The sequence below is a fragment of the Corynebacterium sp. 2571A genome, assembly GCF_055700935.1.
Genome location: NZ_JASTTE010000002.1, coordinates 404188 through 423452, shown reverse-complemented (window position 1 = coordinate 423452; position 19265 = coordinate 404188). Strand labels below are relative to the sequence as shown.

Genomic DNA, 19265 nt, shown 5'->3' with positions numbered 1-19265 from the left:
GGGTGAGATAATGCGCGACGAATTGACCGAACCGGTAGGCTGTTGACAAAAGGTTTGTTATTTCCAACTTTCGAGGAGTCTTAATTCTCATGGCGCACTCCGTTGAGATGCCCGAACTGGGCGAATCCGTAACTGAAGGCACTATTACTCAGTGGCTGAAGTCCGTCGGCGACACCGTCGAGGTCGACGAGCCGTTGCTCGAGGTCTCCACCGACAAGGTCGATACCGAAATCCCTTCCCCGGTTGCGGGTACCCTCTTGGAGATTAAGGCCGACGAGGACGACACCATCGAGGTCGGCGAGGTCATCGCCACCATCGGCGACGAGGGCGAGTCCGCCGACTCCGACTCTGATTCCAAGGCTGAGGCCAAGGAAGAAGAAAAGGACGAAGAGCCGAAGAAGGAAGAAAAGGCCGAGGAGTCCTCCGCCAAGGATTCCGGCGCTTCCGGGGATGCCACCGACGTCGAGATGCCCGAGCTGGGCGAGTCCGTCACCGAGGGCACCATCACCCAGTGGCTGAAGTCCGTCGGCGACACCGTCGAGGTCGACGAGCCGCTGCTCGAGGTCTCCACCGACAAGGTCGACACCGAAATCCCGTCCCCGGTCGCCGGCACCCTGCAGGAAATCCTGGCCGACGAGGACGACACCATCGAGGTCGGCGAAGTCATCGCCCGCATCGGCGACGGCTCCGCCCCGGCCAAGTCCGACGACTCCGATTCCAAGGCCGAGGCCAAGGAAGAAGAAGAGGCCGAGGAGTCCTCCGCCAAGGAAGAAAAGAAGGACGAGGCCCCGAAGAAGGACGAGGCCCCGAAGAAGGACGAGTCCGCGGCTAAGAACACCTCCGCGAAGGTCAACAACGGCGACAACGTCCCGTACGTGACCCCGCTGGTGCGCAAGCTGGCTGACAAGCACGGCGTTGACCTGAACTCCGTGGAAGGCACCGGCGTCGGCGGCCGCATCCGCAAGCAGGACGTGCTGGCTGCTGCCGGCGAGGGCGAGGCCCCGAAGTCCGGCTCCGACAAGGCTGCCTCCGGCAAGTCGGGCGAGCGCGCCAACTGGTCCACCAAGTCCGTGGATCCGGAGAAGCAGGAGCTCATCGGCACCACTCAGAAGGTCAACCGCATCCGCGAGATCACCGCCTCCAAGATGGTCGAGGCCCTGCAGATTTCCGCGCAGCTGACCCACGTGCAGGAAGTCGACGTCACCGCGGTGGCCGACATGCGCAAGAAGAACAAGCAGGCGTTCATCGACAAGTACGGCGCCAACCTGTCCTACCTGCCGTTTATCGTGAAGGCCACCGTCGAGGCGCTGGTCTCCCACCCGAACGTCAACGCCTCCTACAACCCGGAGACTAAGGAGATGACCTACCACGCGGACGTGAACGTGGCCATCGCCGTGGACACCCCGCGCGGCCTGCTCACCCCGGTCATCCACAAGGCGCAGGACAAGACCCTGCCGGAGATCGCCCAGGCTATTGCCGAGCTGGCCGACAAGGCCCGCAACAACAAGCTGAAGCCGAACGACCTGACCGGTGCTACCTTCACCGTGACCAACATCGGCTCCGAGGGCGCCCTACTGGACACCCCGATCCTGGTTCCGCCGCAGGCCGGCATCCTGGGCACCGCGGCCATCACCAAGCGCCCGGTAGTGGTCAATGACGACGGCCAGGACGCCATCGCCATCCGCCAGATGTGCTACCTGCCGTTCACCTACGACCACCAGGTGGTCGACGGTGCTGACGCGGGCCGCTTCATCACCACCATCAAGGACCGCCTGGAGACCGCGGACTTCGAGTCCGACCTAGCTCTCTAAGCCGGCTAAGACGCGGCCTTGAGCCGCCGGCCTTAGCGGTCCGGCCCGAGCCCCCGTTGCCTTTTCCTATGACTTTAGGGAAAGGCAACGGGGGCTTCATCTTTGGCCAACTACCCCCGCGACCCCCTTGTGGGTCGGATTTGGTCACAGTTTTTTGGTCTAGTTGGAGATGTCACTAACCCCCGCACGCGGGGCCGACGTCCCCGAGGCGCGACGAGGTGTATTTAACGCGCCGTGGTTGGGGGTGAAAAAGGCCCAGGGGTGTGGCGCGCGACAATATACTGGTGTTCCGTATGGCCGTTTTGCCTACCCAATCAAGGAGTAACGCTAATGGAATTCATCTCCCGTCACCTCGGGCCAGATGCCACCGAACAATCTAGGATGCTTCAGGCGGTGGGTTATTCCACCGTTGAAGACTTGGTCGACGCCGCTATCCCGGCCAAGATTCGGGCCGACGAGCGGCCGGAGCTGCCGGGCCTGCCGGAACCGCTCAGCGAGTACGACGCCCAGGAACGTCTGCGCGAGCTGGCTGGCAAGAACCATCTGCTGAAGTCCTTCTACGGTCAGGGCTACAGCGACACCATTACCCCGCCGGTCATCCGCCGCGGCCTCCTCGAGGACGCCGGGTGGTACACCGCTTATACCCCGTACCAGCCGGAGATTTCCCAGGGCCGCCTGGAAGCGCTCCTCAACTTCCAGACCATGATCCAGGACCTGACCGGCCTGCCGATCGCGAACGCCTCCCTGCTGGACGAGGCCTCCGCCGTGGCCGAGGCCGTCGGCCTGATGTCCCGCGCGGTCAAGAAGGGCCGCCGCGTGGTCCTGGACGAGCGCCTCCACCCGCAGGTGCTTAACGTCGCCGCCGAGCGCGCCCGGGCCATCGAGCTGGAGGTCATCGTCGCGGACCTGTCCGATGGCCTGGCCGGCGAGGACATCGTCGGCGTGGTCGCGGCCTACACCGGCACCGAGGGCGATATCTTCGACCCGCGCTCGGTCATCGAGGAGGCCCACTCCCGGGGCGCCCTGGCCGCCGTGGTCGCCGACCCGCTCTCCCTGACGCTGCTGGAGGCCCCGGGCGAGATGGGCGCCGACATCGTCACGGGCAGCTCCCAGCGCTTCGGCGTGCCGCTGTTCTTCGGCGGCCCGCACGCCGCGTTTATCTCCGTCACCGACAAGCTCAAGCGGCAGATCCCGGGCCGCATCGTGGGCGTGTCCAAGGACGCTGAGGGCCGCCCGGCCTACCGCCTGGCCCTGCAGACCCGCGAGCAGCACATCCGCCGCGAGCGCGCCACCTCCAATATCTGCACCGCCCAGGCGCTGCTGGCCAACGTTGCGTCCATGTACGCCGTTTACCACGGCCCGCGGGGGCTGAAGGCCATCGCCGAGCGCGTGCACGGCCTAGCTTCAGCATTCGCCGCCGCCGTCAAGGGCGAGGGCCTGGATCTTGCCTCCGATGACTTCTTCGACACCGTCACCGTCACCGGCGTGGACGCGGCTGCCATCAAGTCCTCCCTGCAGGAGGCCGGCTACCTGGTCCGCGCCATCGGCAGCGACAAGGTCTCTGTCTCCTTCGGCGAGTCCGCTACCGATGCCGACGTCGAGGCCCTCGCCAAGGCCTTCGGCGGCGAGGTGGCCGACACCGAACCCTTCGCCCTGCCGGAAGGCCTCCAGCGCTCCACCCCGTTCCTGGAGCACGAGGTCTTCAACTCGCTGCACTCCGAGACCCAGATGATGCGCTACCTGCGCGAGCTGGCCGACAAGGACCTGGCACTCGACCGCAGCATGATCCCGCTGGGCTCGTGCACCATGAAGCTGAACCCGACCGCGGCGATGGAGCCCATCTCCTGGCCGGAATTCGCGGGCATCCACCCTTACGCCCCGGAGGAGACCACCGCCGGCTGGCGCGAGCTCATCACCCAGACCGAAGACTGGCTGGCTGCGCTTACCGGTTACGCCAAGGTCTCCATCCAGCCGAACGCGGGCTCCCAGGGCGAGCTCGCCGGCCTGCTGGCCATCCGCCGCTACCACGTGGCCAACGGCGACAACGGCCGCGACGTCGTGCTGATTCCGGCTTCCGCCCACGGCACCAACGCTGCCTCGGCGACCTTGGCCAACCTGCGTGTGAGCGTGGTCAAGACCGCCGACGACGGCTCGATTGACCTGGCGGACCTGGACAAGAAGATCGAACAGCACGGCGAGCACATCGCCGGCATCATGATTACCTACCCGTCCACCCACGGCGTCTTCGACCCAGAGGTCCGCGAGGTCTGCGACAAGATCCACGCCGCCGGCGGCCAGGTCTACATCGACGGCGCGAATATGAACGCCCTGACCGGCTGGGCCCAGCCGGGCCAGTTCGGCGGCGACGTCAGTCACCTGAACCTGCACAAGACCTTCACCATCCCGCACGGCGGTGGCGGCCCGGGTATCGGCCCGGTGGCGGTGGCCGAGCACCTCATCCCGTTCCTGCCGTCCAACGCCGCCGATCCGGCACACGATGCCACCGAGGCCACCCCGGTCGGCGAGGGCGTGCCGATCACGGCCAGCCAGTACGGCTCCGCCGGCGTACTGCCCATTTCCTGGGCCTACCTGGCCATGGCCGGCTCCCAGGGCCTGCAGCAGGCCTCCGCGCACGCCATCCTGGGCGCGAACTACCTGGCGCACGAGCTGCACAATTCCTTCCCGATCCTCTACACCGGCAACGCCGGCCTGGTCGCGCACGAGTGCATCCTGGACCTGCGCGAGCTGACCGATAAGTCCGGCGTGACCGCCGCGGATGTGGCCAAGCGCCTCATCGACTTCGGCTTCCACGCCCCCACCCTGGCCTTCCCCGTCGCCGGCACCCTGATGGTCGAGCCGACCGAGTCCGAGGACAAGGGCGAGCTGGATCGCTTCATCGAGGCCATGCGCACCATCCGCGCCGAAATCCAGGAGATCATCGACGGCAAGGTCGCCTACGAGGATTCCGTCATCGCCCACGCCCCGTTCACGGCGCTGTCCGTGTCCAGCAACGACTGGGACTACGGCTTTAGCCGCGAGCAGGCCGCCTGGCCCGTGGACTCGCTGCGCCGCGGCAAGTACTTCGCCCCGGTCCGCCGCCTGGACGAGGCCTACGGCGACCGCAACCTCGTCTGCTCCTGCCCGCCGCCGGAGGCTTTCGAGATGACCAACGAAAAGGAGAGCTAAATGTCCGAACTACGCAATTCCCCGCTGCACGCTGAGCACGAGAAGCTCGGCGCCACTTTCACCGCCTTTGGGCCGTGGAACATGCCGCTGAAATACGCCAACGAGCTGGATGAGCACCGCGCCGTGCGCGAGGCCGCCGGCCTGTTCGACCTGTCGCACATGGGCGAAATCTGGGTCACCGGCCCGGATGCGGCCAAGTTCCTGTCCTACGCGCTTATCTCCAACCTGGAGACCGTCAAGGTGGGCAAGGCCAAGTACTCCATGGTCGCCGCCGAGGACGGCGGCATCATCGACGATCTCATCTCCTACCGCTTCGAGGAGGAGAAGTTCCTGGTGGTGCCGAATGCCGGCAACACCCAGGCCGTCTGGGAGGCCTTCCAGGAGCGCGCGAAGGATTTCGACGTCCAGCTCAAGAACGAGTCTCAGGACGTGGCGATGATCGCCGTCCAGGGCCCGAAGGCCGCCGAGATCCTCGTCCCGCTGGTCGAGGACAGTAAGCAGGACGCGGTCTATGAGCTCGGCTACTACGCCGCCACTATGGGCAAGGTGGCCCGCAAGTTCGCCATCGTCGCCCGTACCGGTTACACCGGCGAGGACGGCTTCGAGCTCATCGTCTACAACGCGGACGCCCCGGAGCTGTGGAACGAGCTGCTGCGCGCCGGCGAGGAATACGGCCTCAAGCCCTGCGGCCTGGCCGCGCGCGACTCCCTGCGCTTGGAGGCCGGGATGCCGCTCTACGGCAACGAGCTGTCCCGAGATATCACCCCGGTCGAGGCGGGCATGTCCCGCGCCTTCGCCAAGAAGGAAGCGGACTTCGTGGGCGCGGAGACCATGCGTGCGCGCGCCGCTGAGGGCCCGCAGCAGGTCATCACCGGCCTGGAGTCTTCCCAGCGCCGCGCGGCCCGCTCCGGCGCCGAGGTCTACGTGGGCGATACCCACGTGGGCACCGTGACCTCCGGCCAGCCCTCCCCGACGCTGGGCCACCCGGTCGCCCTGGCGCTGCTGAATACCTCCGCAGGCCTGGAGCCCGGCGCCGAGGTCGAGGTCGACATCCGCGGCAAGCGCTACCCGTTCACCGTAACGGCCTTGCCGTTTTACAAGCGAGACAAGTAAAACCGTTCTAAAATAAAGCCCGATAACGCCCGATCCTTTCAGAAAGGACTTTTCCCCATGGCCAACCTGCCTGATAACTACTCCTACTCCGAGGACCACGAGTGGCTGGCTGCCGCTCCGGACGAAGTCGTGGGCAAGACCGTCCGCGTGGGCATCACCTCGGTCGCCACTGAGCGCCTGGGCGAGGTCGTCTTCGCCGAGCTGCCGGCCGTCGGCGACTCCATCACCGCGGGCGACTCCTGCGGCGAGGTCGAGTCCACCAAGTCCGTCTCCGACCTGTTCGCTCCGGTCACCGGCACCGTGACCGCCGTGAACGAGGGCGTGCACGATGACTACTCCGTCATCAACAACGATCCCTTCGGCGAAGGCTGGCTCTTCGAGGTCGAGGTCTCCGAGGCCGGCGAGCTGATGAGCGCCGCCGACTACGCCGCCGCCAACGGCATCTAAGCTCCCGCGCTGGCCCCGTGCCGGCGCCCCGCACCCCGGCACGACCGGTCCCCCGCCCGCACTCTTCGCGGCCCGGGTCGGTCTGCCCGGGGTGCATTTGTCTGCCCAGGTAGGCAACCGCGCGCGTACTCGCTACGAAGGCGAATTACAATGGGTATCTATGACTGCACCGCGCGATCCTTTCTTCCCCGCCGACCGTTCCATTCGCGCCGACAACGCGCCCTTGGACATCCGCCACCTGGGCCGGATGGACTACCAGGAAGCCTGGGACCTGCAGGCCGACCTGGCCAAGCAGCGCGCCCGCGGTGATATCGGGGACACGGTGCTGGTGGTCGAGCACCCCAGCGTCTACACCGCCGGCAAGCGCACCATGGAATCCGACATGCCGGATAACGGCCAGCCCGTCATCACCGTCGACCGCGGCGGCCGGATCACCTGGCACGGGGAAGGCCAGCTCGTGGTCTACCCCATCATCCGCCTGGCCGAGCCCGTCGACGTGGTCGACTACGTCCGCCGGCTGGAGGAGGCCACCATCCAGACCGTGCGGCAGATGGGGGTCATCACCGCCGGGCGCATCGACGGCCGCTCCGGGGTCTGGGTGCCGTCCACCACGGAGCCGAAGGACCCGCAGGCCCCGCACCGCGACCGCAAGATCGCCGCCCTGGGCATCCGGATTACCCGCGGGGTGACCATGCACGGCCTAGCGTTGAACTGCTGCAACACACTCGAGTTCTACGAACACATCGTGGCCTGCGGCATCGACGACGCCGACGTGACCACGCTGTCTCTTGAGCTCGGCCGCCACGTCGGCCTGGAGGAGGCCACCGAGCCGTTGCTGGGCGCGCTTGACGATGCCCTCTCGGGCCGCCTCGTCGTCGCCGACCACACCTTCGGCTCCGCCCCGGATCCGACCAAGCTGGCCAACGAGGCCCGCCGGCGCGCCCGCCAGCAGGCCGCCACCCCCGAACGAACGACCCCGGCAGCCAACCAGGAATGATCACACCGCTTGAGTGGTTGTGACTGAGGCATCCCCGGGGTGCCGGACGCCCCGAAAACCGGACATTTTCCACTTCGCCAACTCAACAACGTAGGGTAGACAACGTGACTATTAAGCCTGAAGGACGCAAGCTGCTACGCATCGAGAAAAAGAATGCGGAATCTCCGATCGAGCAGAAACCCCGATGGATCCGTAACCAGGTGCGCACCGGCCCTGGCTACGAAGATATGCGCAACCGCGTCGCCGGCGCCTCCCTGCACACGGTCTGCCAGGAGGCCGGCTGCCCCAACATCCACGAGTGCTGGGAATCCCGCGAGGCCACCTTCCTCATCGGCGGCGACTCCTGTACCCGCCGCTGCGATTTCTGCGATATCAAGACCGGCAAGCCGGACGCCCTGGACACGGACGAGCCGCGCCGCGTGGCCGAAAACATCCGGGAGATGGACCTGAACTACACCACCATCACCGGCGTGACCCGCGACGACCTGCCGGACGAGGGCGCGTGGCTCTACGCCGAGGTGGTGCGCAAGATCCACGAGCTGAACCCGCACACCGGCGTGGAAAACCTCACCCCGGACTTCTCCGGCAAGCCGGACCTGTTGCAGGAGGTCTTCGAGGCCGAGCCGGAGGTCTTCGCCCACAACCTGGAGACGGTCCCGCGCATCTTCCGCCGCATCCGCCCGGCCTTCCGCTACGAGCGCTCCCTGGACGTTATCCGCCAGGCGCACGACTACGGTCTTATCACCAAGTCCAACCTCATCCTCGGCATGGGCGAGACCGCCGAGGAGATCGAGGAGGCCCTGCGCGACCTGCGCTCGGCCGGCTGCGACATCATCACCATTACCCAGTACCTGCGCCCCGGCCCGCGCTTCCACCCCATCGAGCGCTGGGTCCGCCCGGAGGAGTTCGTCTCCCACTCGAAGCTCGCTAAGTCCTTGGGCTTCGGCGGCGTCATGTCCGGCCCGCTGGTCCGCTCCTCCTACCGCGCCGGCCGCCTGTATGTTCAGGCCATGGAGGCCCGCGGCCGCGAGCTGCCCGCCCACCTGTCCCACCTGGCTGAGACCTCGAAGGGCGCGACCGCCCAGGAGGCCTCCACGCTGCTGGACAAGTACGGCCCGTCCGAGGAGACCCCGGTGACCGCTCGCGTCAAGAGCTAGGCCACTGCCAGGTACTGACCTGTCTACCTTTTAGCTGACTTCGTACTGTTACGGGGCCGCGCCAAAGCGCGGCCCCGTTTCCAGTTTGCGGGCACAACCCTTTAGAGTAGAGGGCATGGCACAGGGAAATACTAAGGCCGATCTCAAGGCCGCAAAAAAGGCAGAGAAGAAAGCCAAGCGCGAAAAGGGCAAGCAGACGCGCCGCCAGATGTGGCAGGCGTTCCAGATGCAGCGCAAGCAGGATAAAGCGCTTATCCCGCTGATGCTGCTGGCCTTCTTAGGCCTGGGCCTGCTTTTCTTCCTCATCGGCATGCTCTTCAACGGGCAGTGGTTCATGCTGCCCATCGGCCTGGCGCTGGGCGCGCTTTTGGCCATGTTCATCTTCACCCGCCGCCTCGAGCGCGACATGTACAAAAAGGTCGAAGACCAGAAGGGCGTGGCCGGCTACGCGCTGGAGAACCAGCTGCGCAACACCGTCGGCATCGTCTGGAAGGTCGAGCAGGGCGTCGCGGTCACCCGCCACCAGGACCTGGTCCACCGAGTCATCGGTAACCCGGGCGTCGTGCTGGTCTGCGAGGGCGACAAGAAGCGCCTGTCCGCTACCGTGGGGCAGCTGAAAAAGCGCATCGACAAGCTCGCCGCCGGCGTGCCGGTCTACGAGGTCTACGTCGGTGAAGGCGAGGGCGAGGTGCCGCTGGCCAAGCTGCGCAGCCACATCATGCGCCTGCCGCGCAACTACAACAAGAACGAGGTCTACGCCAACGCCCGCCGCATCGAGGCCATGGATTCCCTGCCGGGCCAGATGCCGGGCGTGCCCAAGGGCCCCATGCCCCAGCAGGCCCGCAACATGTCCGGCATGAACCGCCGCATGCGCCGCGCCGCCGGCCGCAAGAAGAAATAAGGTCCCCGCGCCAGATAATAACGGCGCCCGCCTCTTGCCGCGAACTATCTCGGGCTGGGAGGCGGGCGCCGTTGTTTTTTGACGGGCCGGGCTGCGCCTTAGGCCATGATGACCGTGGTGCCGGTGCCGCGGTCGTGCATGCCGCGCCCGTCGGCGTCGACCATGGCGGCCGGGAAGAAGACGGCCGTGAGCAGCGTGCGCACGGCCGCGCGCCAGAAGCCCACGCGGGTGCCGGGGGCGTCGACGCGGGCCACGCCCATGCCCAGCACCGCCATTCCGGGGGTACGAGCAAAGAGCCAGCCGCAGACGATGCCCAGGATGATCCAGATGCCGTACCCGAGGGTGGCGGCCGCGCCGAGGGCGTCGGTGAACTGGGTGATGATGATGGCCAGGACCATGCTAATGCCCCAGTCGATCAGCACACCGCCGGCGCGGCGCATGACCGAAGCCTGCGCGCCGGAGCCGCTTTTCGGCAGGCCAAGCAGCTCCCCGGGCCACCGGGAGACTGCCTCGGCGGAATCATATTCACCGGGGATGCTGGGGCCGTCCAGCCACGTTTTCTTTTCAGCCATGCCCCCTAATTTAGCGGGGTTGGAAGGCAGAAGAAAACCCCGCTGGGAAATCCCAAAACCTATCGGGTAATAGGTGGTTTGTTAAAGTGGTAAGGCAATCCCTCATATGTCTCAAGGCAGCGCGTAAAATCTTTGCCTAGAGCCCATTTTTATCTCAATATTCAGGAGCATGACCATGGCTTTCGAGACCGTTCAGGACATCGTAAAGTTTATTCAGGACGAAGACGTCCGTTTTGTCGATATCCGCTTTACCGATGTCCCGGGCATCGAGCACCACTTCAGCATCCCCGCCTCCGAGTTCGACGAGGACGCCGCTACCGAGGGCCTAGCCTTCGACGGCTCTTCCATCCGCGGGTTCACCTCCATCGACGAATCCGACATGACCCTGCTGCCGGATCCGTCCTCCGCCATGATCGACCCGTTCCGCACCGAGAAGACCCTGAACATCAAGTGCTTCGTGCACGACCCGTTCACCCTCGAGCCCTTCTCCCGCGACCCGCGCAACATCGCCCGCAAGGCCGAGGAATACCTGAACTCCACGGGCATCGCTGACACCTGCTTCTTCGGCGCGGAGGCCGAGTTCTACATCTTCGACTCGGTGCGCTACTCCACCGACGTCCACGAGGGCTTCTTCAAGGTCGACTCCGACGAGGGCTGGTGGAACCGCAGCGCCGAGACCAACATCGACGGCACCCCGAACACCGGCTACAAGACCCGCGTGAAGGGCGGCTACTTCCCCACCGCGCCGTACGACAAGACCGGCGAAGTCCGCGACGCCATGGTCCGCAACCTGCAGGACGCCGGCTTCGACGTCGAGCGCTTCCACCACGAGGTCGGCACCGGCGGTCAGAACGAGATCAACTACCGCTTCAACTCCATGCTGCACGCGGCTGACGATGTCCAGTCCTTCAAGTACATCATCAAGAACACCGCCGCGGCCTACGGCAAGACCGCTACCTTCATGCCGAAGCCGCTGGCCGGCGACAACGGCTCCGGCATGCACGCCCACATGTCCCTGTGGAAGGACGGCACCCCGCTCTTCCACGACGAGTCCGGCTACGGCGGCCTGTCTGACACCGCCCGCTACTACATCGGCGGCATCCTCCACCACGCCGGCGCGGTGTTGGCCTTTACCAACCCGACGCTGAACTCCTACCACCGCCTGGTGCCGGGCTTCGAGGCCCCCATCAACCTGGTCTACTCGCAGCGTAACCGCTCTGCGGCCATCCGCATCCCGATTACCGGCTCCAACCCGAAGGCCAAGCGCATCGAGTTCCGCGCCCCGGACCCGTCCGGCAACCCGTACCTGGGCTTTGCCGCCATGATGCTGGCCGGCATCGACGGCGTGAAAAACCGCCTGGAGCCGCACGCCCCAGTCGACAAGGACCTCTACGAGCTCCCGCCGGAGGAGGCCGCCTCCATCCCGCAGGCCCCGACCTCCCTGGAAGCCTCCCTGGAAGCCCTGCGCAACGACATGGACTTTTTGACCGAGGGCGACGTCTTCACCGAGGACCTCATCGAGTCCTACATCAAGCTCAAGGAAGACGAGGAAATCACCCCGGCCCGCCTGCGCCCGACCCCGCTCGAGTACGAAATGTACTTCGACTGCTAGTCTCCTAACCAGCCGCAGGTTTTCCTGCACCCAGCCGGCGCCCCTCGTGGGTGCCGGCTTTTTCGTTACTTCCCGACCCCGGCCACCAGCCGCCCAGACCGGCGCGGGCCGAGGGGCGTTTAGGGCCGGCTGGACGAGGGTCTCGAAGGCGCCCTCGACGCGGAAGCGTATGGTCCAAGAGCACAGTCCCGATTTCAATGATCCGGTCGGTCGCCCCGAAGCCGGTTGTCTCAAAGCCAACGACCGCGTATCCCGGTAAAGACACCATTTGAGCATTCCCCGGTCGTGCTAGGTTCGTTTCCATGTTCAACCCCCTCACCTTCGTCGCCCTGGACACCGCCGACGTGGCGGCGGTGCGGCAGGTGCTAGGCCCGCTGAAGCGCGACGGGATTTACCAGACCCGCCCGGGGCTGGTGCTGGAGACGTCCTGGCTGGGCGATGGCGCCCGCGACGTCTACGCGACGGCCTGGCAGTGGGGCGCGGGCGACGCCGACCTGTTCTACGCGCTGGCTACCCGCGGCCGGCTGCTGGTGACCCCGGCGCGCGGGGCCGTCGACATCGTCGTCTGCGGGCGTATCCACGCCCGCGCGGAGGTCGACGACGGCATCGATAGCTTCGCCTTCGCCGACAGCCCCGAGCAGCTGCAGGGGCTAATCGGTCCGCCTAGTTGCGCTTAGCGTAGCCGATCCGGGGGCGGAAGCCGGCGGGGTGCTTCATCTGCGCTACGGCGTCCGCGATCACCATGCGGTGGCGGGCGGTGAGCGACTGCGGCAGCTGCGCCACGGAGAACCAGCCGACCTCGGTGTTTTCGTCGTCGGCGAGGTGCGGGACGGCATCGTCAGCCACGCTCAGCCGCAGGGTGGTGTCCATGAACAAGCACTTGTCCCCGTTGCCGTATTCCACGGGGCCGACCTGGCCGACCCCCAGGAGGGCCTCGACGCGGGCCTCCAGCCCGACTTCCTCGGCGACCTCCCGGATGGCGGTAGTGCTGATTTCCTCGCCTGGCTCAGCGATGCCGGCCACCGGGGCCCACTTATCATTGTCGGCACGGCGGGCCAGCAACACCGTGGGCACCTCCCACAGCGGGGCGCCCTCCGGGACGCCGCGCACGATGACGGCGGTCACGGCGGGCAGGAAGAGCTGGTCGTGGCCGATCTTTTCACGCAGGGACACAATGAAATCCGGGGTTGCCATACCCCTAGCCTACGGCACGGCGGCGTCGGCGCGGGCCACCTCGCCCCACAGGCCGTCGGCTAGCCGCTGGACCTCCACCGCCGGGGTGAAGGAGACCTCCATGTCCGGGTAGTCCTCGCAGGTCGTTCCCCCATCCATGCGCTCGGTGGTGCCGGAGACCAAGCCGATGATGACGGGCCGGCCGTCCCGCTCGGCGTAGACGGGCCCGCCCGAGTCGCCCGTGCGCGCACACATGCGGGCGCGCGCGGACTCGGATTCGAGCTGCTCGCCGTCGGCATTAAGCTTGCTCAGCTCCGGCAGGTGGGTGACCTCCCCGCAGGTCTTATGGGTGGATCCGCCCAGCTTGCAGGCATGTTCGGGAAGCTGCGCCAGCTGCGTGGCGACGTTGGTCTCTAAAGACTCCGCGCTGTGGAAAGGAATCTGCCCGGAGGTTCCCGCCTCATTGAGCTCGATAAACGCCACGTCCAGGTGGTGGGTATCTGCGGCGTAGAAATCCGAGTAGACCACCTGGCCCACCGGCTCCGCGGGGTAGGAAAACTCGCCGTACTCGTCGGCCGCCCAGACCTGGTCGCCGACCTTGCCGCAGTGCGATGCCGTCACGGCAATGCTCCGGCCATCGGGCAGGCTGAAGGAGTAGGCGACGGTGCACAGCTGGTAGCTGAAGTACTCCCCCGGCTGCGGCGTCTGCGCGGACAGGTGGATGGCCGCGCCCGGCGGCACGGGCGCGAACTGCGGGGTCAGGATCTCGTCCTCGCGCGGCGGGATGTCCGTCTGCTCCGCCGCCGCGCCCAGTTCCGTCGCGGGCGCGGTACGCTGGCTGCTCTCCTCCAGCGGGTCTACCACGGGCAGGCTGCACGCGCTGCTAAGCCCCACGACCGCGGCGACCGCGAGGCAAACGCGGCTAGCTCTGCGATGCACCATCGTCCGGGGTGGTCTCGTCCTCTTCCTCGGCGGCCTGGGCGCGCAGGTCGCGCAGGAACTTCTCCGGATCGAATTCCGTGTGGTACTCGGGCCCAGCGAACTGTTCCTGTGCCATTATTAGACCTCCGTGGTGTCAATCGAGCGCGTGATGTAGTCCTTGACCGCGGCGGCGTCGTTCGGCAGGTCCGCCACGGTACGTTCGGCATCTAGGATACCGGCAAAACGCTCCGGCACCTCCGGCTCCCGGCCGGTGGCCTCCCGGATGGTGTCGGCGAACTTGACCGGCAGGGCCGTCTCCAGGCAGACGATCGGGGTCTCCACGCCGGCTGCCTGGGCCGCGCGGGCGGCCTTGACGCCGTCGGCGGTGTGCGGGTCGATGAGCACCCCGTAGCGCTTATCCACGTCCGCGATGGTGGCCAGCCGGTCCGCGTGCGTGGAGCTGGCGGAGGTAAAGCCGAACTTGTCCCGGGCGTCTTCTAGTAGCTCCAGGGGCACGGAGAACCCGCCCTCCTTGACCTTGGTGCCGAACCAGTCGGCCACCCGGGCGGCGTCACGGCCCGTCAGGTCGAAGACGAAGCGCTCGAAGTTGGAGGCGCGGGAGATATCCATCGACGGCGAGGAGGTCTTGAAGGTCTCCGCGGCCGGGCGCGGGCGGTAGTTGCCCGTGCGGAAGAACTCGTCCAGCACGTCGTTTTCGTTGGTGGCCACCACCAGGGCGTCGATGGGCAGGCCCATCTGGCGGGCGATGTGGCCGGCGCAGATGTCGCCGAAGTTACCCGTCGGCACGGAGAAAGAGACCTTCTGCTGGTTGTTGTCGGTCACCCGCAGCCAGCAGGAGACGTAGTAGACCACCTGGGCCAGAAGGCGGGCCCAGTTGATGGAGTTGACCGCACCGATCCGGTAATCGCGCTTGAACTGCGCGTCCGCGGAGACGGCCTTGACCACGTCCTGGCAGTCGTCGAAGACACCGTCCAGTGCGATGTTGAAGATATTGGGGTCATCCAGCCCGAACATCTGCGCCTGCTGGAACGGGGTCATGCGCCCGGCCGGGGTCAGCATGAAGACCCGGATGCCGGGGCGGCCGCGCATAGCGTATTCCGCCGAGGAGCCGGTGTCGCCCGAGGTCGCGCCCAGGATGTTCAGCGTCTCTTCCCGGCGCGCCAGCTCGAACTCGAAGAGCTCGCCGAGCAGCTGCATGGCCATGTCCTTGAACGCGGCCGTCGGGCCCTCCGACAGGTGGCCGATGAAGAGACCGTCGCCCAGCTCGGTGACCGGCACGATTTCCTCGGACGCGAACTTCGGGTAGGTATAAGCGCGCGCGGCGATCTGCTCCAGGTCCGCCGGGTCGATATCGTCGATGTACAGCTTCAAGACCTCGGCGGCGACCGCGGCGTAGCCTTCCTTATCGGCCAGGGCGCGCCAGCTGCTCAGCAGCTCATCATCCAGCTGCGGGTAATGCTCCGGGAGGTACAAACCGCCATCCGGGGCGAGCCCGCCTAGCAGAATGTCGGTAAATTTGGCCGGAACCTGGTCCACATCACGCGTCGAAATATAATCCACGCGGTTAAGTCTAGCGGTTAACGGTGTGTTCGGGGCCCCGTTTTATCCCCCGCTTTGAGTGCGCCCACAGCCTCGGCTTCCCCGCCGGTCCCCAGTCGACAAAATTTCGCGCGGTAGTAGACTAAGCGGCCATGTCGACTCCTGAGAATCACCGCCCCAACCCGCGGGAAGTCATCACCACCAAGGCGCTATATGTCTGGGTGGCCGCGGTGCTGGTCTACATCGTGGCGATTACCGGGCGCACCTCCTTCGGCGTGGCCGGCGTCGACGCCATCGAGCGCTTCGGGGTCGACGCCTCCCGGATCGCGGTGTTTACCTCCGTGCAGGTCGGCGTCTACGCCCTGGCGCAAATCCCCACCGGCATTGCCATCGACCGCTTCGGGCCCCGCAACATGCTGGTCGTCGGCGCGGTGGTGATGGGTATCGGTCAAGTCATTTTGGGCTTTACCACCAACTACTGGGTGGCCATCGGCGCCCGCGTGCTGATCGGCGGCGGGGATGCGACCGCGTTCCTGTCGGTCATGCGCATCCTGCCCTACTGGTTCCCGCTGCACCGCACGCCGATGCTCACTCAGGTCACCGGCTCCATGGGCCAGCTGGGTCAGTTCGTCTCCGCGGTGCCCTTCCTCTGGTTGCTAGGCGCCACCGGCTGGACGGCGGCGTTCGTCAGCCTGGGCGCGGTGGGCATCATCATCGCGCTGGCCGCGGCCGTCGCGGTGGCCGATTCCCCGGAAAAGGCCGGCGTCTACGAGGAGCAGGTCGTCGAGGTCCAGCCCAACTCCCAGGCGCTGTCCATCCCCCAGCGCCTGAAGTCCGTGGTGACCTCCCCGGTGGCCTGGCAGGCGTTTTTCATCCACTACTCCAACATGTTCTTCCAGATCGTCGTGGTGATGATGTGGGGCGTGCCGCTGATGACGCTGGGCATGGGCCTGTCGGAGGCCTCCGCCGGCCTGGTCCTAACTATTAACTCCGTCTTCCTCGTGCTCATCGGCCCGCTGCACGGCAAGATCTCCGCGCGCACGGGCAATGCCCGCGACCTGATCGCCGTTGGCTTTTCCACGGTGCACCTGCTGTTCTGGGCGTGGTTCTTTTCCGCTTCGGAACCGCGCGGTTTGGCTGCGGCCCTAGGCTTCGCCTTCACCATCGCCCTGTGCTGCCCGTCCGCGAACTACGGCTTCGACCTGGTCCGCGAGCACCTGGGCCGCGACGTGGTGGCCACCGCCACCGGCCTGGGCAACATGGGCGGATTTATCGCCGGCATGCTGGGCGCGCAGTCCTTCGCCTTCCTGCTGGATTCCCATTCCCAGGGCGCGGCCTACGAGTGGGGCGACTTCCGCTACGCCGCGTGGGCCATCCTGGCGGTGTGGTCCGTCGGTGTTATTGGCATTCTGGTCACCCGCTGGCTGCGCCGCGGCGAAGAAGAGCCCGGACCGCGCATCCGCATCACCCGCCTGCCGGAATGATCGCTTCCGGCGGCTCGGCGCGCGGTTTAAGCCGCGCGCCGAGTCTGGTCAGTAGTCCTCTTCGTCTAGCTCCGGGCGGGTCAGAAACTCCGCGACCGCTTCCGGGGCCTCGATGAATTCCTGGGTGGCCCGGTACGCGTCGGTGTCGCGGTAGGCCACCTCCTGTACGCCGAAGTCGTCGAATTGCAAGATCTGCGCCCCAGGCGTGCCCAGCAGGATGGGCGAGTGCGTGGCGATAATGAACTGGGCGCCGCGCTGAACGGCCTGGTCGATTTCGGCGAGCAGGGCCATCTGGCGGATGACCGACAGGCCCGCCTCCGGCTCGTCCATGAGGTAGAGCCCGCGGCCGTCGACGTATTCGCCGAGGACGTCGAAGACGGATTCGCCGTGCGAGCGTTTCATCAGGTCCACGCCCCGGGCGAGGTTGTTACGCCCGGCGGCCCGCGCGGCCTCGTCGCGCAGCAGGTCGAAGTGGGTCTCGTTGCGCAGGTAGTACCCGCGCAGGAGCGGCTCATCCAAGCGCAGGGTCAGCCAGTGGGACAGCTCCGACTCCGTGTTGGTCCCCCTCACCTCTTCGGGCTGCAGCGGTCCGCCCCGCCCGCTAAAACCGGCGCTCAGGGCGATGGCCTCCAGCAAGGTCGACTTGCCGGCGCCGTTTTCGCCGGCGAAGAACGTCACCTGGCTGCGAAAATCGATGTTGCCGAACTCCTGCAGGTAGCGGGTTATCGGCAGCTGCCAGACATAGGCGCTCCCGGGCCGGTGCCGGCGTTGCTCGAAAGCCCGGAACGCTACCGCTGTCAGCATGTCGGGCCACGACCTTCCTTAGGAGAGTCCGCGCAGCCGGGCAGGCAGCGCGTTTGCCATCCGTTCAGCCAGTCCAGTCTCGGCGCCGCCAGGGGGCAGGGCGCTGGCTGGGTGCAGCCCTACCCTACTGGTAAATGGCAGGTACGTTTCGACGTTTCCGGCCCCGGCCACCACGAAATCGTTGACCGTCGCCGCCATGGCCACGCCGCCCAAGATGGGCACTCCCAGCGCGATTGCCAGCATGCCGAGCGTCTGCCAGCGCCTGCGGACGGTGTAAGAACAGGACATAAAATGTTACCTTTCCGTTATCTTCTAGGGAAAGGATAAGCGTCGCGTCTGTGTGGGCGGTGGCGGCTTCCTGCTATCTCGCTGCCGGTTGCCCGGCCCTGCCCGGTCGTGCCCCGCGGGGCGGATGCAGCCCGCGCTACTGGTCGTCGTTGCTGGCCACCAGCGGACCGGACTGGCCCTCGATGAGCCCCTCGTCGAAGGCCTTGAGCACCGCTTGGGCCTCGTCCGCGTTCAGGCGGCCCTCGCCGACGGCGGTGTCCATGACGGCCTCGAGCTCCTGGCGGGACTGCTCCCGGCTATCGCCCGCCTCGAAGGCCTGCTTGGGCATGGCGGCCTCCGGGATGCCCAGGGCCTCGGCCAGCTCGACCAAGCGGTAGCCCGGGCGCGGTTCCTCGTCGTCGGCGTCTTCGGGGGCGGTGGTCTCCGGCCCGGTGACCTGCGAGGCGGCGTCACCGACCGTGCGCCCCTGGTGCGTGGTGTGCAGCGGCCACAGGAACCAGGCCGCCACCAGGGCGAAAATCAGGGCCAGGACGACCACGGCGCCGGCGACGACCCACTGCTGACGATGCGCGTCCGTCTGCCCGCTGACCGCCCGCGCGGCCCCGGCCGGCTCCTCCGCCCGGGTGGGCTGAGAAGGCGCGGTGGGTTCTGTGCCTGCCATGCTGGCCCCTTGCCTGAACTAATAGAAAACCGAATGAACAAATACTAGTGCTGGACTCTCGGGAATTCTAGCGCCTAGAAGTGCCCGAAGCTATCACCGCGGCGCGGCGGTTCCTGCCGTCCGCTCAAGATATCGATCACGCTGCGGATGGCCTGCTCGCCCACCGGTCCGAAGTTGGGCTTGCGCTCGTCGACGCCGCGGCCGTCCTCGTCGACCACCTGGTGGGGCGCGTCCGGGCGGTTGTTCCCGGCCGGGCCCTCGATGGTGATGACTAGTTTGTCGCCTTCTACCTTCAGCTCCGTGTCCGCGCCCGCGCCGGCCGCGCGCGCCGAGTCCATAAAGCCGCTCAGGTCGCGGAAGGTAGCCGCCGAAAGATCTAAAGAAATTTGCAGTGCCATGGTGTTTTCTCCTCTACTACTGGCCCGCTGTTTGTGGGGTGAATTCGCTGTGGTGCCGCGTCCGCGGTGGGGCCACGTGGTGGGCCAGCCACCGTGGACGGCACACCCCAGTCTAGGAAGACGAACGCGGCTTGCCTAGGCAAAAGCCGACTTTGCCAGCAAAATCAGGGCGAAATCCGG

The 19265-nt window shown here is 66.5% G+C and carries 19 protein-coding genes; 10 read left to right on the top strand and 9 right to left on the bottom strand.

What is annotated here, in order from left to right; genetic code table 11:
• The first annotated feature begins 89 nt into the window (after window positions 1–89).
• The 7 genes from sucB to QQS53_RS05370 all read left to right on the top strand — a co-directional run bounded on the left by sucB (window position 90) and on the right by QQS53_RS05370 (window position 9612).
• Complete coding sequence (gene sucB / locus QQS53_RS05400; protein ID WP_472774877.1) at window positions 90–1811, top strand: 2-oxoglutarate dehydrogenase, E2 component, dihydrolipoamide succinyltransferase; 1722 nt, start codon at window positions 90–92, stop codon at window positions 1809–1811.
• Window positions 1812–2141: 330 nt separating this feature from the next.
• A complete protein-coding gene (gene gcvP / locus QQS53_RS05395) occupies window positions 2142–4997 on the top strand; it encodes an aminomethyl-transferring glycine dehydrogenase (protein WP_472774876.1) in 2856 nt (951 codons plus the stop codon).
• The gene (gcvT, locus tag QQS53_RS05390) at window positions 4998–6110 is read left to right on the top strand and encodes a glycine cleavage system aminomethyltransferase GcvT (protein WP_472774875.1); all 1113 of its coding nucleotides are present in this window, start codon (window positions 4998–5000) and stop codon (window positions 6108–6110) included.
• Between the two features lie 57 nt (window positions 6111–6167).
• The gene (gene gcvH / locus QQS53_RS05385) at window positions 6168–6557 is read left to right on the top strand and encodes a glycine cleavage system protein GcvH (RefSeq protein WP_472774874.1); all 390 of its coding nucleotides are present in this window, start codon (window positions 6168–6170) and stop codon (window positions 6555–6557) included.
• A 160-nt stretch (window positions 6558–6717) separates the two neighbouring features.
• Window positions 6718–7554 carry a lipoyl(octanoyl) transferase LipB gene (gene lipB / locus QQS53_RS05380; RefSeq protein WP_472774873.1) on the top strand — a complete coding sequence of 279 codons (837 nt, stop codon included), beginning with the start codon at window positions 6718–6720 and terminating at the stop codon, window positions 7552–7554.
• Between the two features lie 104 nt (window positions 7555–7658).
• Complete coding sequence (gene lipA / locus QQS53_RS05375; RefSeq protein WP_290222535.1) at window positions 7659–8711, top strand: lipoyl synthase; 1053 nt, start codon at window positions 7659–7661, stop codon at window positions 8709–8711.
• A 115-nt stretch (window positions 8712–8826) separates the two neighbouring features.
• Window positions 8827–9612 carry a DUF4191 domain-containing protein gene (locus tag QQS53_RS05370; RefSeq protein ID WP_472774872.1) on the top strand — a complete coding sequence of 262 codons (786 nt, stop codon included), beginning with the start codon at window positions 8827–8829 and terminating at the stop codon, window positions 9610–9612.
• Between the two features lie 98 nt (window positions 9613–9710).
• On the opposite strand, the gene QQS53_RS05365 is transcribed toward QQS53_RS05370, so the two are convergent.
• Complete coding sequence (locus QQS53_RS05365) at window positions 9711–10184, bottom strand: RDD family protein (protein ID WP_070767747.1); 474 nt, start codon at window positions 10182–10184, stop codon at window positions 9711–9713.
• Window positions 10185–10359: 175 nt separating this feature from the next.
• Between QQS53_RS05365 and glnA the strand changes: the two genes are divergently transcribed.
• Together glnA and QQS53_RS05355 are read left to right on the top strand one after the other, a co-directional pair.
• The gene (gene glnA / locus QQS53_RS05360) at window positions 10360–11796 is read left to right on the top strand and encodes a type I glutamate--ammonia ligase (protein WP_472774871.1); all 1437 of its coding nucleotides are present in this window, start codon (window positions 10360–10362) and stop codon (window positions 11794–11796) included.
• Window positions 11797–12098: 302 nt separating this feature from the next.
• On the top strand, window positions 12099–12473 hold the full coding sequence (locus QQS53_RS05355; RefSeq protein ID WP_472774870.1) for a hypothetical protein: 375 nt from the start codon (window positions 12099–12101) through the stop codon (window positions 12471–12473).
• Here the strand turns inward: QQS53_RS05355 and QQS53_RS05350 are convergent.
• The 4 genes from QQS53_RS05350 to thrC are packed head-to-tail and all read right to left on the bottom strand — an operon-like array spanning window position 12460 to window position 15471.
• A complete protein-coding gene (locus QQS53_RS05350; protein WP_472774869.1) occupies window positions 12460–12990 on the bottom strand; it encodes an NUDIX hydrolase in 531 nt (176 codons plus the stop codon). The genes QQS53_RS05355 and QQS53_RS05350 overlap by 14 nt on opposite strands.
• 9 nt (window positions 12991–12999) lie before the next feature.
• On the bottom strand, window positions 13000–13911 hold the full coding sequence (locus QQS53_RS05345) for a trypsin-like serine protease (RefSeq protein WP_472774868.1): 912 nt from the start codon (window positions 13909–13911) through the stop codon (window positions 13000–13002).
• Entirely contained in the window at window positions 13892–14026 is a 135-nt protein-coding gene (locus QQS53_RS05340) for a hypothetical protein (RefSeq protein WP_290222556.1), read from the bottom strand. The genes QQS53_RS05345 and QQS53_RS05340 overlap by 20 nt, the downstream gene beginning before the upstream one ends.
• A gap of 2 nt (window positions 14027–14028) precedes the next feature.
• On the bottom strand, window positions 14029–15471 hold the full coding sequence (gene thrC, locus QQS53_RS05335) for a threonine synthase (protein ID WP_472774867.1): 1443 nt from the start codon (window positions 15469–15471) through the stop codon (window positions 14029–14031).
• A 131-nt stretch (window positions 15472–15602) separates the two neighbouring features.
• Between thrC and QQS53_RS05330 the strand changes: the two genes are divergently transcribed.
• Window positions 15603–16934, top strand: a complete 1332-nt coding sequence (locus tag QQS53_RS05330; protein ID WP_472774866.1) for an MFS transporter — start codon at window positions 15603–15605, stop codon at window positions 16932–16934.
• A gap of 48 nt (window positions 16935–16982) precedes the next feature.
• On the opposite strand, the gene QQS53_RS05325 is transcribed toward QQS53_RS05330, so the two are convergent.
• The 4 genes from QQS53_RS05325 to QQS53_RS05310 form a co-directional block, all read right to left on the bottom strand.
• Window positions 16983–17738 (bottom strand): AAA family ATPase, encoded by a 756-nt coding sequence (locus QQS53_RS05325; RefSeq protein ID WP_472774865.1) that lies wholly within the window; start codon window positions 17736–17738, stop codon window positions 16983–16985.
• Window positions 17739–17756: 18 nt separating this feature from the next.
• Entirely contained in the window at window positions 17757–18026 is a 270-nt protein-coding gene (locus tag QQS53_RS05320) for a hypothetical protein (RefSeq protein ID WP_472774864.1), read from the bottom strand.
• Window positions 18027–18162: 136 nt separating this feature from the next.
• Window positions 18163–18687, bottom strand: coding sequence for a hypothetical protein (locus QQS53_RS05315; RefSeq protein ID WP_472774863.1), 525 nt, complete (start codon window positions 18685–18687; stop codon window positions 18163–18165).
• 74 nt (window positions 18688–18761) lie between these two features.
• Window positions 18762–19085 carry a hypothetical protein gene (locus QQS53_RS05310; protein WP_472774862.1) on the bottom strand — a complete coding sequence of 108 codons (324 nt, stop codon included), beginning with the start codon at window positions 19083–19085 and terminating at the stop codon, window positions 18762–18764.
• Window positions 19086–19265: the final 180 nt, after the last annotated feature.

Excerpts from the sequence above, each read along its gene's own strand:
- sucB (WP_472774877.1), top strand. The coding sequence starts at position 90 with ATGGCGCACTCCGTTGAGATGCCCGAACTGGGCGAATCCGTAACTGAA.
- gcvP (WP_472774876.1), top strand. The coding sequence starts at position 2,142 with ATGGAATTCATCTCCCGTCACCTCGGGCCAGATGCCACCGAACAATCT.
- gcvT (WP_472774875.1), top strand. The coding sequence starts at position 4,998 with ATGTCCGAACTACGCAATTCCCCGCTGCACGCTGAGCACGAGAAGCTC.
- gcvH (WP_472774874.1), top strand. The coding sequence starts at position 6,168 with ATGGCCAACCTGCCTGATAACTACTCCTACTCCGAGGACCACGAGTGG.
- lipB (WP_472774873.1), top strand. The coding sequence starts at position 6,718 with ATGACTGCACCGCGCGATCCTTTCTTCCCCGCCGACCGTTCCATTCGC.
- QQS53_RS05370 (WP_472774872.1), top strand. The coding sequence starts at position 8,827 with ATGGCACAGGGAAATACTAAGGCCGATCTCAAGGCCGCAAAAAAGGCA.
- QQS53_RS05365 (WP_070767747.1), bottom strand. The coding sequence starts at position 10,184 with ATGGCTGAAAAGAAAACGTGGCTGGACGGCCCCAGCATCCCCGGTGAA.
- glnA (WP_472774871.1), top strand. The coding sequence starts at position 10,360 with ATGGCTTTCGAGACCGTTCAGGACATCGTAAAGTTTATTCAGGACGAA.
- QQS53_RS05355 (WP_472774870.1), top strand. The coding sequence starts at position 12,099 with ATGTTCAACCCCCTCACCTTCGTCGCCCTGGACACCGCCGACGTGGCG.
- QQS53_RS05350 (WP_472774869.1), bottom strand. The coding sequence starts at position 12,990 with ATGGCAACCCCGGATTTCATTGTGTCCCTGCGTGAAAAGATCGGCCAC.
- QQS53_RS05345 (WP_472774868.1), bottom strand. The coding sequence starts at position 13,911 with ATGGTGCATCGCAGAGCTAGCCGCGTTTGCCTCGCGGTCGCCGCGGTC.
- QQS53_RS05340 (WP_290222556.1), bottom strand. The coding sequence starts at position 14,026 with ATGGCACAGGAACAGTTCGCTGGGCCCGAGTACCACACGGAATTCGAT.
- QQS53_RS05330 (WP_472774866.1), top strand. The coding sequence starts at position 15,603 with ATGTCGACTCCTGAGAATCACCGCCCCAACCCGCGGGAAGTCATCACC.
- QQS53_RS05325 (WP_472774865.1), bottom strand. The coding sequence starts at position 17,738 with ATGCTGACAGCGGTAGCGTTCCGGGCTTTCGAGCAACGCCGGCACCGG.
- QQS53_RS05320 (WP_472774864.1), bottom strand. The coding sequence starts at position 18,026 with ATGTCCTGTTCTTACACCGTCCGCAGGCGCTGGCAGACGCTCGGCATG.
- QQS53_RS05315 (WP_472774863.1), bottom strand. The coding sequence starts at position 18,687 with ATGGCAGGCACAGAACCCACCGCGCCTTCTCAGCCCACCCGGGCGGAG.
- QQS53_RS05310 (WP_472774862.1), bottom strand. The coding sequence starts at position 19,085 with ATGGCACTGCAAATTTCTTTAGATCTTTCGGCGGCTACCTTCCGCGAC.